This window comes from Rhodovarius lipocyclicus, assembly GCF_009900765.1.
Classification (GTDB): domain Bacteria; phylum Pseudomonadota; class Alphaproteobacteria; order Acetobacterales; family Acetobacteraceae; genus Rhodovarius; species Rhodovarius lipocyclicus.
In genome coordinates this window covers 52,932-65,861 of the sequence record NZ_JAAABL010000014.1, presented here as the reverse complement: position 1 = coordinate 65,861, position 12,930 = coordinate 52,932, and the positions used below count along the sequence as shown (strand labels likewise).

General features: G+C 69.5%; 15 protein-coding genes. 6 read left to right on the top strand and 9 right to left on the bottom strand.

Going from position 1 to position 12,930, the window contains the following annotated elements; translation table 11 throughout:
* Nucleotides 1-2: 2 nt before the first annotated feature.
* The 5 genes from GT007_RS11910 to GT007_RS11890 form a co-directional block, all read right to left on the bottom strand.
* A complete protein-coding gene (locus GT007_RS11910; protein WP_236571631.1) occupies nt 3-467 on the bottom strand; it encodes a 23S rRNA (pseudouridine(1915)-N(3))-methyltransferase RlmH in 465 nt (154 codons plus the stop codon).
* Nucleotides 464-1,279, bottom strand: a complete 816-nt coding sequence (rsfS, locus tag GT007_RS11905; protein WP_160121831.1) for a ribosome silencing factor — start codon at nt 1,277-1,279, stop codon at nt 464-466. Before rsfS ends, GT007_RS11910 begins: the two co-directional genes overlap by 4 nt.
* Before the next feature lie 10 nt (nt 1,280-1,289).
* Nucleotides 1,290-1,910 carry a nicotinate-nucleotide adenylyltransferase gene (locus GT007_RS11900; protein WP_160121830.1) on the bottom strand — a complete coding sequence of 207 codons (621 nt, stop codon included), beginning with the start codon at nt 1,908-1,910 and terminating at the stop codon, nt 1,290-1,292.
* The gene (locus GT007_RS11895; RefSeq protein WP_160121829.1) at nt 1,907-2,755 is read right to left on the bottom strand and encodes a 2-keto-4-pentenoate hydratase; all 849 of its coding nucleotides are present in this window, start codon (nt 2,753-2,755) and stop codon (nt 1,907-1,909) included. The genes GT007_RS11900 and GT007_RS11895 overlap by 4 nt, the downstream gene beginning before the upstream one ends.
* Before the next feature lie 63 nt (nt 2,756-2,818).
* Nucleotides 2,819-4,084 carry a glutamate-5-semialdehyde dehydrogenase gene (locus tag GT007_RS11890; RefSeq protein ID WP_160121828.1) on the bottom strand — a complete coding sequence of 422 codons (1,266 nt, stop codon included), beginning with the start codon at nt 4,082-4,084 and terminating at the stop codon, nt 2,819-2,821.
* A gap of 209 nt (nt 4,085-4,293) precedes the next feature.
* Between GT007_RS11890 and GT007_RS11885 the strand changes: the two genes are divergently transcribed.
* The 6 genes from GT007_RS11885 to GT007_RS11860 all read left to right on the top strand — a co-directional run bounded on the left by GT007_RS11885 (nt 4,294) and on the right by GT007_RS11860 (nt 8,178).
* Nucleotides 4,294-4,515, top strand: a complete 222-nt coding sequence (locus GT007_RS11885) for a DUF1902 domain-containing protein (RefSeq protein WP_160121827.1) — start codon at nt 4,294-4,296, stop codon at nt 4,513-4,515.
* Between the two features lie 33 nt (nt 4,516-4,548).
* Nucleotides 4,549-4,719: a type II toxin-antitoxin system HicA family toxin gene (locus tag GT007_RS11880; protein ID WP_201451895.1), complete on the top strand. Its 171-nt coding sequence runs from the start codon at nt 4,549-4,551 to the stop codon at nt 4,717-4,719.
* Nucleotides 4,720-4,851: 132 nt separating this feature from the next.
* Nucleotides 4,852-5,307: a type II 3-dehydroquinate dehydratase gene (aroQ, locus tag GT007_RS11875; RefSeq protein WP_160121825.1), complete on the top strand. Its 456-nt coding sequence runs from the start codon at nt 4,852-4,854 to the stop codon at nt 5,305-5,307.
* Complete coding sequence (gene accB, locus GT007_RS11870) at nt 5,304-5,804, top strand: acetyl-CoA carboxylase biotin carboxyl carrier protein (RefSeq protein ID WP_160121824.1); 501 nt, start codon at nt 5,304-5,306, stop codon at nt 5,802-5,804. Before aroQ ends, accB begins: the two co-directional genes overlap by 4 nt.
* Nucleotides 5,805-5,807: 3 nt before the next feature.
* Complete coding sequence (accC, locus tag GT007_RS11865; RefSeq protein WP_160121823.1) at nt 5,808-7,166, top strand: acetyl-CoA carboxylase biotin carboxylase subunit; 1,359 nt, start codon at nt 5,808-5,810, stop codon at nt 7,164-7,166.
* Between the two features lie 181 nt (nt 7,167-7,347).
* A complete protein-coding gene (locus GT007_RS11860) occupies nt 7,348-8,178 on the top strand; it encodes a lipid-binding SYLF domain-containing protein (protein WP_160121822.1) in 831 nt (276 codons plus the stop codon).
* A 265-nt stretch (nt 8,179-8,443) separates the two neighbouring features.
* Here the strand turns inward: GT007_RS11860 and rodA are convergent, their stop codons facing one another.
* The 4 genes from rodA to mreC are packed head-to-tail and all read right to left on the bottom strand — an operon-like array spanning nt 8,444 to nt 12,885.
* A complete protein-coding gene (gene rodA / locus GT007_RS11855) occupies nt 8,444-9,589 on the bottom strand; it encodes a rod shape-determining protein RodA (RefSeq protein ID WP_408015544.1) in 1,146 nt (381 codons plus the stop codon).
* 22 nt (nt 9,590-9,611) lie between these two features.
* Nucleotides 9,612-11,498 carry a penicillin-binding protein 2 gene (mrdA, locus tag GT007_RS11850; protein WP_236571630.1) on the bottom strand — a complete coding sequence of 629 codons (1,887 nt, stop codon included), beginning with the start codon at nt 11,496-11,498 and terminating at the stop codon, nt 9,612-9,614.
* A complete protein-coding gene (locus GT007_RS11845) occupies nt 11,495-12,031 on the bottom strand; it encodes a hypothetical protein (RefSeq protein ID WP_160121820.1) in 537 nt (178 codons plus the stop codon). Before GT007_RS11845 ends, mrdA begins: the two co-directional genes overlap by 4 nt.
* On the bottom strand, nt 12,028-12,885 hold the full coding sequence (gene mreC / locus GT007_RS11840) for a rod shape-determining protein MreC (protein WP_268894555.1): 858 nt from the start codon (nt 12,883-12,885) through the stop codon (nt 12,028-12,030). The genes GT007_RS11845 and mreC overlap by 4 nt, the downstream gene beginning before the upstream one ends.
* Between the last annotated feature and the right edge of the window lie 45 nt (nt 12,886-12,930).

Genomic DNA, 12,930 nt, shown 5'->3' with positions numbered 1-12,930 from the left:
CCTCAGCCGGGCCGCCAGGCCCGGTGATACGGGTGGTTGTCCCGGATGCACTGGGCGCGGAAGACCTGTTCCGCCAGCATGCCGCGCACCAGCATATGCGGCCAGGTCAGCGGGCCCAGTGAGAGCAGATGCGTGGCGCGGGCCAGCACCGCCTCATCCAGCCCCTCCGCGCCGCCGATGACGAAGGCGATGGGCCGGGCGGCCTCCATCCAGCGCTGGGTCAGCGTGGCCAGCGCCTCCGAGGTCGGGGCCTTGCCGCCCAGGTCCATCGCCACCAGCAGGGTGTTGGGGGCGAGGGCCGCGAGGATCGCCGCCCCCTCCCGCCGGCGCAGTTCCGCCGGAGAGCCCTGGCCCTCCGGCAGTTCCAGCAATTCCAGCGGCGGGCGCAGCCGGGCGTTGTAGTGGCGGAAGAGTTCCGCCTCCGGCCCCGGCTTCGCGCGGCCGATGGCGATCAGCCTAGCCTTCACCCCGCGCTGGACGGGCTGTCCTCGCCCCACAGCTTCTCGAGGTTAAACTTGTCGCGCTCCTCGGGCATGAAGAGGTGGATCACGATATCCCCCGCGTCGATCAGCACCCATTCGGGGCTGGTCTCGAAGGCGGATTTCTTCAGCTTCAGGCCGTTTTCGGCCAGCGCGTCCTCCACATGGGTCGCCATCGCCTGAATCTGGCGCTCGGCCAGGCCGGTGGCGATGATCATGCGGTCGGTGAAGGTGGAGCGGGTCGAGACATCGAGCACGACGATGTCCTCGGCCTTGTCGTCCTCCAGGCTGGCGCGGGCGGCGTTCACCAGCAGCTCCAGCCGGTCGGGCGTCAGGCGCGGGGCGCGCTTGCGGGCGCGCGGGGCCTTGGGGGCGGCGGCCTGCTCCTTGGCGGAGGCAGCGGCCTTGGCGGGCGCCTTCTTCGCGGGGGCGGGCTTGGCGGCGGGGGCAGCCTTGGCCTTCGCGGGCGCGGGCTTCGCGGCGGGCGCGGCCTTGGCCTTCACGGGCGCGGGCTTCGCGGCGGGCGCGGCCTTGGCCTTCGCGGGCGCCGGCTTCGCGGCAGGCGCGGCCTTGGCCTTGGCCTTCGCAGGCACGGGCTTCGGCGCGGGCGCCTTGGCCTTCACGGCCCCCGCCTTCGCAGCGGGTGCCTTCACGGGCTTTTCCGCCACTGCCTTCGCGGCAACGGTCTTCTTCGCGGCAGGCGCTTTCGCCGTGCCGGTGGTGCTCTTCACCGCGGTCTTGCGGGCGGGCTTCGCCGCGCTCTCGGCGGGCTTGGCCTCGGAAACAGGCTTGCGGGCCATGATAAATCCTTCAACTCGGGCTGTAGCTGCCAGAATCCGCGGCGGAACGCCACCGCGCACTGCGAATGGCTGTTGCCGAAGCGGCGTGCAGCCGGGCGGGCACGAAGCACCAGGGGGCGTGCGGGCCCTTCCCGCTCCATATCGCCCCCGGCGCGCGGCGGTGCCGGCGCAGCACGCTGGCCGCCCGCCCATGCAGGGCCGCGCGGGTGGAACCCGGGCGCGGCAGCACCGCCAGCCGGGTGTCGGCCGCGATCTGCCGCCACCGCCCCCAGCGCGGCAACTGCACCAGATTGTCCGCGCCGATGATCAGCACGAACTCCACGCGCGGAAACCGCGCCCGCAGCAGCCGCAGCGTGCGCCAGGTCAGCCGCGTGCCCAGCCGGGCCTCCACGTCGCTCGCCACGATGCGCGGCGGCGCCGCCACCGCGCGGGCGGAGGCCATGCGCTCGGCGAAGGGCGCCATGCCGCGCGCGGGTTTCAGCGGGTTGCCCGGCGAGACCATCAGCCACACCGCATCCAGCCGCAGGGCCGCCAGCGCCACCCGTGCCACATGGGCGTGGCCATGATGGGCCGGGTTGAAGCTGCCCCCCAGAAGCCCGATCCGCGCCCTTCGTCGATCGCCCACGCTCACCTTGTCCGCACACTCACCTCGACCGGGGCCGCCAGCAGGCCCTCATAGCGGACGGTGTAGCGCCGCCCGGCCTCCGTGGGCAGGGCCGGCGAGAAGCCGCCCAGGCTGACCAGGTCGCCCGCGCGCAGGCGCGTGCCCCGGCTCGCCAGGTCCTGCGCCAGCCAGGGCAGCACGTTCAGCGGGTGGCCCAGCAGCGCCGTGCCCGGGGCGCGGGCCAGCTCGCGCTGGTCGTTCCCCAGCACCACGGTCATGGAGGCCAACCGCGCCGCGAAATCCTCATTCGCCTGCACCGGAATGGCCTCACCCATCACGCCCAGCCGCGCGCCGACATTGATCGCCAGCAGGTTCGGGCCATCGAGGCCGGAGGCCAGCGCCAGGTCCGGCATCTCGATGAAGGGGATCACGAGATCCAGGTGGCGCAGGATCTCGACGTGGTCGCGGGCGGTGTTGATGCCCTCGTCGCGCACGCGCACCATCAGGTCGGCCTCCACCGTCGGCACGGCGCCGAAGCGCGCCTCCACCTCCCCATCCGAAAGCAGGCGCACGGTGTTCTCATAGATGATGCCGGTGACGGGGTGGTTCACCCCGAAGCGCTGCTGCGCCGTGGGGTTGGTCAGCCCCACCTTGTAACCCACCGGCCGCCCCCAATGGGCCGAGAGCAGGGGCACCAGCCGGTTCTGCGCGCACAGCCCGTCGGCCAGCGACGTCATCCCCGCGATCGGCTGGGAGGGCTGCTGCGCCAGCAGGTTGCGGGCCAGCGCGGCCATGGTGGCCTCATCCGGGCAGGCGGCCTGGGCCAGCGCGGGCGCCACGAACAAGGCCGTGGCGAGAAGGATGGAACGCATGGTGTGACCTCCCTGGTTTTCCAGGATGCTAGGCACAGCCGGGCGTTCCGGGGAAGGGCCAGCTTACGGGCGCAGCTGCCCCGTGCCGATCACCTGGTAGCGATAGGTGCACAGCTGCTCCAGCCCCACCGGCCCGCGCGCGTGCATGCGCCCGGTGGCGATGCCGATCTCGGCGCCGAAGCCGAACTCGAACCCATCGCAGAACTGGGTGGAGGTGTTCCACATCCCCACCGCCGAACCCAGCAGGTTCAGGAACTCGGTGGCCGCCGCCGCGTCCTCGGTGATGATCGCCTCGGTGTGCTCGGTGCCATAGCGGCGGATATGCGCCAGCGCCGAGGCCACGCCATCCACCACCGCGACATTCAGCGTGGCGCCCAGCCATTCGGTGTGGAAGTCGTCATCCGTGGCGGCGGGCAGTTCCGGGCAGATGGCGCGCGCGCGCTCGTCAGCGCGGAAGCCGCAGCCCAGCGCCGCGAGGTCCGCCACCAGCAAGGGCAGCAGTCCGGGTGCCACGGCCGCGTCGATCAGCAGCGTCTCGGTGGAGCCGCAGACGCCGGTGCGGCGCATCTTGGCGTTGGCCAGCACCGCGCGCGCCATGGCCGGGTCGGCGGCGGCATGGACATAGGTGTGGCAGAGCCCCTCGGCATGGGCCAGCACCGGCACGCGGGATTCCTCCTGCACGCGGGTGACGAGGCCCTTGCCGCCGCGCGGCACGATCAGGTCGATCTGCCCCGCGGCCTTCAGCATGGCGCCCACGAAGGCGCGGTCGGCATTGGGGGGGATCTGGATGCAGGTCCCGGGCAGGCCGGCCTCGGCCAGGCCTTCCATCAGGGCGGCGTGGATGGCGGCGACGCTGTTCACGCTTTCCTTGCCGCCGCGCAGGATCACGGGGCTGCCGGCCTTCAGGCACAGCGCGCCGGCATCGGCCAGCACATTGGGGCGGCTTTCGAAGATCATGCCGATCACGCCGATGGGCTGGGCCACGCGGCGGATGGTCAGGCCATTGGGGCGTGTCCATTCGGCCAGGGTGCGGCCGACAGGGTCCGGCAGGGCGGCGACTTCCTCCACGCCCTGGGCCATCGCCTCGATGCGGGCGGGGTTCAGGGTCAGCCGGTCCTTGAAGGAGGGGATGAGGTCGTCCGCGCCCATCAGGTCCTGGGTGTTGGCGGCCAGGATGCGGCCGGCATGGGCGCGGATGGCGCGGGCGGCGGCCAGCAGGGCGCGGTCCTTGATCTCACGCGGGGCCGGGGCCAGCACGACGGCGGCTTCGCGCGCGGCCGTCGCGGCGGCGTGCAGGGCTTCGGTGGCGGTATCGGCGATCGCGTTCATGGGGAGGATATAGCGTTTCCCCATCGCGGGACAAAGGCGGCGTGCAGGAACGCGATTTGGGAATGCTCAAGACACTGCCCATATAGTTTTGCCAACGGCCCCGTCCGTGCAACCGCCGCCCCTGGCCCCCGTTGTCGGGATAGCTTGCAGCGCAGCGACTCGCGCTTTAGGGTCCGCTCCCAACCAGAAGGCCCATTCGGGACATCAGTATGAACACCACCTTGCCCGTTACGATCCGCGCCGAATGGGATGAGGATGCACAGGTGTGGTATATCGCCGACAGCACCTATCCCGGCCTGGTTCTAGAATCCCCGTCGCTCGACCTGCTGATCAAGAATGCCCGGGAAGCGCTCGCCGAGCTGCGGGAACTGAATGGCGAACACTCCGCCGACCCGGATATGGAGATGGTGGTCCACCAGAAGGCCGCCTGATTCCGGATGGCCGCCAGCCTTTACAGCCCGCTGGTGACATATCTGCGTCTGGCCGGCTGCCAGTTTGTCCGTCAGGGCAAGGGCAGCCATGAGATTTGGTATTCCCCCCTGACGCAGCAGCACTTCACCGTGCCCGTGAGCGTCGTCTCACGCCACACCGCCAATGGCATCCTGAAACAGGCCGGGCTGCCCAAGGCCTTCTGAGGCTGGCCGCCCTGCCCCTTCCATGGCGCCGCTTGCCGGGCGCTGACCCCCGTGTTACCGCCATTGCTTCCCGCAACCGGCCCGGCGCGTCGCGGCGCGCCCCCGGTTCCGCCCCTTCAACGCGGCTGAGACATGAAGCTCATCACGGTCCTCAACGGGCCCAACCTGAACATGCTGGGCCTCCGGCAACCCGAGATCTACGGCGCGGCCACGCTGGACGACGTGGAGGCGCTGTGCGCCGAAACCGCCGACCGGCTGGGCTTCGCCATCGATTTCCGCCAGTCCAACATCGAGGGTGAGCTGGTCTCCTGGATCCAGGAGGCCCGTGGCCGGTCGCATGGCATCATCATCAACCCGGCGGGATACACCACCACCTCCATCGCCATCCTGGACGCCCTGCTGATCGCGGAGCAACCGGTGATCGAGGTGCACATCACGAACATCCACCGGCGGGAGGAATTCCGCCAGCACAGCTATGTGTCCAAGGTGGCCACGGGTGTGATCTGCGGCCTCGGCGTCGCGGGTTACGCGCTGGCGATCCGGGCCATGGCCGGCCTGCTGGCCGAACAACAGGACGAGGACGCATGAGCAGCGGCATCACCTTCGACCCGGCGACGATCCGGGAACTGGCGAAGATTCTGCGTGAGACCGATCTGACCGAGATCGAGCTGGTCGAGAAGGACAGCCGCATCCGCGTGGTGCGCGACCTGCCCGTGGCGGCCGCCCCGGTGCAGACCTATGCGGCGCTGCCGCCCATGCCGGCGGCCCCCGCCGCCGCCCCGCCGCTGGCCGCCCCGGTCGCGGCCGCGGCCCCCGCCCCGGCGGCCCAGGCGGAGTTCGACCCGAAGAACCCCGGCGCCGTGACCAGCCCCATGGTGGGCGTGGCCTATCTCTCGCCCGAGCCCGGCTCGGCGCAGTTCGTCACCGTCGGCACCCAGGTGCAGGCCGGCCAGACCCTGCTGCTGATCGAGGCGATGAAGACCTTCAACCAGATCAAGGCGCCCAAGGCCGGCACCGTGACGCGCATCCTGGTGGAAAGCGGCATGCCGGTGGAATACGGCGAGCCCTTGATGCTGGTGGAGTAACAGGTGGTCAAGCGCTTCCAGAAAATCCTCATCGCCAACCGCGGCGAGATCGCGCTGCGCGTGCATCGCGCCTGCCAGGAGATGGGGATCCGCACCGTGGCGGTGCATTCCACCGCCGATGCATCCGCCATGCATGTGCGGCTGGCGGATGAGAGCGTGTGCATCGGCCCGCCCGCCGCGCGCGACAGCTATCTGAACATGGCCGCCATCCTGTCCGCCGCCCACATCACGGGCGCGGAGGCGATCCATCCCGGCTACGGCTTCCTGTCGGAAAACGCCGATTTCGCCGAGATGGTGGAAGCGCACGGCCTGGCCTTCATCGGCCCCAAGCCCGCGCATATCCGCATGATGGGCGACAAGATCGCCGCCAAGGACGCCATGCGCCGCCTGGGCGTGCCGCTGGTGCCCGGCAGCCTGGGCGCGCTGAACAGCGTGGACGAGGCGCGCGCCGTGGCGGCCGAGGTGAAATACCCCGTGCTGATCAAGGCCGCCGCCGGCGGCGGCGGGCGCGGCATGAAGGTCGCCCAGAATGAGGGCGAGCTGGAGGAGGCCTATCGCCTCGCCCGCACCGAGGCCAAGGCCGCCTTCGGCGACGATTCCGTCTATCTGGAAAAGTACCTCGACCGGCCGCGCCACATCGAATTGCAGGTGCTGGCCGACAGCTACGGCAACGTGGTGCATTTCGGTGAGCGCGACTGCTCCCTGCAGCGCCGCCACCAGAAGCTGGTGGAGGAGGCCGGCAGCCCCGCGCTGACCGCGGCCGACCGCAACAGCCTGGGGGCCACCGTTACCTCCGCGCTGAAGGAGCTCGGCTACCGCAACGCCGGCACGCTGGAATTCCTGTGGCAGGACGGCCAGTTCTGCTTCATCGAGATGAACACCCGCCTGCAGGTGGAACATCCGGTGACGGAGATGGTCTGCGGCGTGGACCTGGTGCGCGAGCAGATCCGCATCGCCGCCGGCGAGGAGTTGGGCTACGACCAGTCGGAGGTGCACTTCTCCGGCCACGCTATCGAATGCCGCATCACCGCCGAGGACCCGGAGACCTTCACCCCCAGCCCCGGCCGGGTGAACACCTTCCATGCCCCGGGCGGCCTCGGTGTGCGCGTCGATAGCGCGCTCTATTCCGGCTATTCCGTGCCGCCGCACTACGACAGCCTGGTGGCCAAGCTGGTGGTGCACGGCACCGACCGCGCCCAGGCCATCGCCCGCATGCGGCGCGCCCTGAACGAGATGGTGGTGGACGGCATCCGCACCACCATCCCGCTGCACCAGCGCATCATGGCGGACCCGGAATTCCAGTCCGGCGACTATACCATCCATTGGCTGGAACGCTTCGTGGCGCGCGGCCACGGCGAGTGACGCGAACGGCGGGGGACCCTCCCCGCCGTTTCTTTTTGGTGGCCATCTTTTTTTGGCCGTCAAACCGCCGCACCCCTCATGCATTGAAAGCTTGGGAAAGGCCCCGCGAGCATCATCGCTTCTATCCGGAACGATGATGGGTTAGAATCGCGGCGCCTCAAGTGTTTGGCAGGGGGAACTCATGCGCCGTCTCATCGTCATCGGCCTGCTGGCCGCGAGTGTGTCCGCCTGCGGCAACGGCCCGCCGAGCAGCGGGGAGGCACAGTCGCTGGTGGACCGCTCCACCCTCTCCGTCCAGGAATTGCTGGGCAACGACCATGACCTGCTGAACGCCGCTTCCCTGCTGCGCAACGCGCGCGCCGTGATGGTGTGCCCGCAGCTGTTCCGCGCCGCCTTCTTCGGCGGTGGCGAGGGCGGTGGCTGCGTGCTGGTGGGCCGCGACGGGGCGGGCGGCTGGTCCTCCCCCGCCTTCTACACCATGGGCTCGGCCAATATCGGCTTCCAGTTCGGCGTGCAGGATGCGCAGACCCTGCTCATCATCCGCAGCGAGCGCGCCCTGAACGCCGTGCTGAACGGGCAGTTCAAGTTCGGCGCCGATGCCTCCGTCGCCGTCGCCACCTATGGCGGCACGGTGGAAGGCGCGACCACGAGCAACCTCGGCGCCGACATCGTGGCCGTCTCGCGCTCCCGCGGGTTGTTCGCCGGGGTGGCGCTCGAAGGCTCCGTGCTGAACGCGCGCTCCGAGTGGAACAGCAGCTACTACGGGCAGGAAGTCTCCGCCCGGCAGATCGTGGTGAACATGCAGGCGCATAACCCGGGCGCGGACCCGCTGCGCTCCGTGCTGGGGCGCTTCGGCAGCGGCAGCGCGGCCGCCGCCAGCCCGGTGGCCAGCAGCGCCCCCGTGCAGGAAAGCGTCTCCCGCGCACGCACGGCCGGCAGCAGCGCCTATGGGCGGGCGACGACCGTGCCAGGCAGCGTGAGCCGGCAGGCCCTGCCGACGCCGCCGCGGTAAGGGGGCGGGAAAGGCCAAGGGGCTCCGCCCCCTGGACCCCCGGCAAGGGGCGCTGCCCCTTGCATCCCCGCAAAGGGTTGTAGCAACCCTTTGAACCCATGAGTTTGGCGCTTCATCCTGGCAGACGGGGCACCAATTATATCATAAAAATCAATAGGAAAGACGCTGGCAGGACCAGCGCCAAACTGATGGGGTCCAGGGGCCTTTCGGCTCCTGGCGGGGAGCCCGAGGGGCAGAGCCCCTCGGTCTTCTTGCGCCCTCGGCCTTACTCCCGTGCTGGCCCCAGATCCGCGTGCCTGTGCACATAGGCTGACATCACCAGCCCGAATCCCAGCATCACCGTCAGCATGGCGGACCCGCCATGGGAGATCAGCGGCAGCGGCACGCCACCCACCGGGATGCTGCCAGTCACCATTGCGATGTTCACGAAGATATAGAAGAAGTAGTTCGCCCCGATCCCGAAGCACAGCAGCCGGCCGAAGTGGTTCTTGCACATGAACCCGGCATAGATGCAGAACAGCACCACCAGCAGCAGCAGGCCCAACGTCACCATCGCGCCGACGAAGCCGAATTCCTCGGCGATCATGGTGAAGATGAAGTCCGTCTGTTTTTCCGGCAGGAAGTTCAGGTGGCCCTGGGTGCCGGCCAGAAAGCCCTTGCCCCAGATCCCGCCCGAGCCCAGCGCGATCTTGGACTGGATGATGTTGTAGCCGGCGCCGAGCGGGTCGTTCTCCGGGTCGAAGAAGGTGCTGATGCGCGCGCGCTGATAGTCGCGCAGATTGGCATAGACCACCGGCACGGCGGCCACCGCGCCGCCGATCGCCAGCGCGAACTTCCACCACCGCACGCCCGCCACCCAGAACATCACCCCCCCCACCGCCACGGTGATGACGGAGGTGCCGAGGTTCGGCTGGCGGAAGATCAGCCCGGCGGGCACGAAGACCAGCAGCATGGCCGGCAGCAGGAAGAAGACGTTGCCGATCTTCTTCCAGGTGGCGCGCGCGAACCAGGTGGCCAACAGCAGCACCAGGGCGATCTTCATCAGCTCACTGGGTTGCAGCTGGATGGGCCCCAGATCGACCCAGCGCTGCGCGCCCTTGCCGATCTGCCCGCGCACCGCCACCAGCACCAGCAGGCCCAGAGCGATGCCATACAGGGGCCAGGCGGCGCGGTAGATCACCTTGATGTCCACCAGCCCGATGCACAGCGCCATCACCAGGCAGAAGGCGAAGCGCAGCGCGTGCTTGGTGGCGTACAGGTCGGGGTTGCCGCTGCCGGCGGAATACAGCGCGACATAGCCCACCCCCGCCACCGCGATCAGCAGCAGCACGAAGATCCAGGGCACCCGCCACAGCTTTTCCAGCAGGTTGTGCTCGCGGTTCCGGGTCAGCAGCCGCCGCTCGAAGGTGATGGACATCAGCGTGCGCCCCCGATCATGAGATGGCCCGGAAGCGGGCGAAGGTCTCGACCATCACGTCCCGCGCCAGCGGTGCCGCGGCCGTGCCGCCGGCCGTACCGTGCTCCACCACGACCGCCACGGCATAGAGCGGATTGTCATGCGGGGCATAGCCCACGAACAGCGCGTGCGGGCGCCATTCCCGGGGCAGGTTCTGCACGTTGAAGCCGCGCTCGCGCTGTTCGCGGGTCACGCGGCGCACCTGGGTGGTGCCGGTCTTGCCCGCCATCATGCCCAGATTGCCCGGCAGCTTGCCCATCGCGGCCGTGCCCCCGGGCTCGTTCACCGCCGCCCACATCGCGTCGCGCTGCAGGCGCAGGTCGCGGTCCGAAAGGCCCATGCTCGGCCAATCCTCCGGCCGGGTGCCGCGCACCGGCCGCCCGCCGATGGAACGCGTGAGGTGCGGCTGCACCGCGCGCCCGGTCGCCAGCCGCGCCGTCATGGTGCAGATCGCCAGCGGGGTGAACAGATAGAAGCCCTGGCCGATGCCGTGCACGATGGTGTCGCCGATGTTCCAGGCCTTGCCCTGCGCCTCGCGCCATTCGCGGGTGGGGGCCAGGCCCCGGCGCACGCCGGGCAGGTCGATCTCCAGGTCCACGCCCAGGCCGAAGCGCCGCGCCATGGCGGCGATGCGGTTGATGCCCACGCGGCGCGCGACCTCATAGAAATAGACGTCGCAGCTGTTCTTGATAGCGGCCCGCATGTCGAGCGCGCCATGGCCAGAGCGGTTCCAGCAATGGAAGCGGCTGTCGCCGAAATCCAGGTGGCCCGGGCAGACGATGCGCTCACCGGGGCCGACGACGCGGGCGTCCAGCCCCGCCAGCCCCACCACCATCTTGAAGGTGGAGCCCGGGGCATACAGCCCGTTGGTGGCCTTGTTGATCAGCGGCGTGGAGCGCCCGGCCGTCCATTGCCGCCACTGCGCGGCGGAGACACCGGAATTGAAGATGTTGGGGTCGAAGGACGGGTTGCTGGCCATGGCCAGCAATTCCCCGTTGCGGGCGTTCATCACGACGACGGAGGTGCCGTCCTCGATCTTGCCTCGGACGATGCGCTGCAATTCGGAATCGACGCTCAGCTCGATATCCTGGCCGGGGATGCCCTCCCGCCGGTCGAGTTCGCGGATGATGCGGCCGGTGGCGTTCACCTCCAGCTGCACGGAGCCAGCGCGGCCACGCAGGATGTTCTCGTGGAAGCGCTCGATACCCGCCCGGCCCACGCGCGCGCCCGGCAATTGCAGGATGGGGTCGCTGCCCAGGTCGCGGTCGCTGGGGGGCGCCACATAGCCCACCATATGGGCCAGATTCTCGCCTTCCGGGTACTGCCGGGTGGTGCCCACGTCGATCAGGATGCCCGGCAGGTCGGGCGCGTTCACCTCGATATGGGCCATTTCCTCCCAAGTGAGGAATTCGCGCACGATGGTGGGCACGAAGCGCCGGCGGCGGCGCTGCTCGCGGTCCACGCGCGCGCGCTCGTTTTCCGTTAGCGGGATGATACGGGAGAAGTTCTCCAGCGTGGAGGCGACATCGCTGGTCTGCTCGGCCACCAGCAGGGCACGCCAGTTCAGCCGGTTGCCCGCCACCAGCGTGCCCGCGCGGTCGGTGATGCGCCCGCGCGGCGCGCCGATCAGCCGGGCGGAGACACGGTTCTCCTCGGCCAGCGTGGCATAGCGGCCGCCCTCGACCACCTGCAGCTGATAGAGGCGGGAGGCCAGGAAGCCGAACAGCCCCAGCTGCACCGCGCCATACATGATGGCGCGGCGGGTGAAGACGGTGCGGCGGATCTCCTCGTCGCGCTTGACCCCGCGCATGGAGCCAGGCACGGCGCGGTCCTTCTGCTTGCGGCCGAAGGGGTTCAAGCTCATTCGAATCGTTCCATGGCCCGGTGCATGCCGGTGAAGGCCAATGCCAATATCGGGTACATGCCGGTGGAAACCAGGGTTTCGTACATGATGAAACGCGGGGACAGCAGCCTGAAATAGCCGATGCTGTTCATCAGCCAGGACAGGGTGAAGCAGCCCAGCGCCACCAGCGCATAGACCAGCGCGATCACATAGAAATTCTGCTTGATGAGCGATCCGCGCATGCGGAACACCACCGCGTAGGTGATGATCAGGCACACCGTCAGCGCGCCGAAATTGGGCGAGACGAGCAGGTCCAGCACCACGCCCAGCAGGAACACCGCCAGCGGCGGCATCGCGGCGGGGCGGAAGATGGTCCAGAAGAACACCGCCGGCAGCACCACCGGCAGGGCCAAGCTCGGCCCCTGGTCCTGCGTGATGACGGCGACCGCCAGCACCACCGTGACCAGCACCGGCAGCGCGTTGCGCATGAAATTATCGAGGAAGCGAAGAAAGCCGGAGGGTGGCTCGACCTTCCCCGGCTTGGGGCGTTTCATCTGCGGCCCTGGCGGGGTTCCGGCCGGGCCACCGCCTCTGGCGGCAGGATGCCTTGCAGGCCGAAATCGAACAGGCGGACCACATCCAGCCGGTCGAGGCGGGCGAACAGCTCCACCTCGGGCACGCCGCCCTCTGGCCAGCGCACGATGCCGACCGGCAGGCCGGCCGGGAAGGCCGAGGCTTCGGAGCTGGTGACCACCCGGTCGCCATCGCGCGGCAGCTGGCCCTCGGGCCAATGCTGCAGGCGGGGGCGGGCGGAGTTGTTGCCGACCATGATGGCGCGCGCGCGCGTGCCCTCGAAGGTGACGGGGATGCGGCTATTGATGTCGGTGGCCAGCAGCACGCGGGCGGAGCGGCTGCCCACCTCCGTCACGCGGCCGACGAAGCCGCGCTCATCGAGGGCGATCTGGCCCTTGCGCACGGGCGCGCGGGCGCCGGTGGCCAGCAGCACGGCGCGGGCATAGGTGCCGCCGCCATCGGCCACCACGCGGGCGGTGAAGAAGCTGGGCGCGGGTTCCGGCACCCAGGCCAGTTGGCGGCGCAGCAGGGAGTTCTCAGCCTCCAACGCCAGCGCCGTATCCTGCCAGCGGCGCAGGTGGTCGTTCTCCTCCCGCAGGCGCTGGTTCTCGGCGCGCATGTTCCACAGGGTGCGGGCCTCGGTCACGGCATCGCTGACGGCGGAGACGGGCTGCTGCAACACGGACCAGATGGGGGTGACGATATCCGTCACCATGGTGCGCATGCGCTCCACCAGCAGGGCGTCCGCCTTGCCCAGCAGCATCACGCCGAAGGCCATGGCGATCAGCACCGGCAGCGAAAGCCGGCCCAATGCCTGACGCAAAGGGATGCTCAACCGGATCAACGAATGGTCCCTTCAGCCCCGATCTGATGCCTGCCC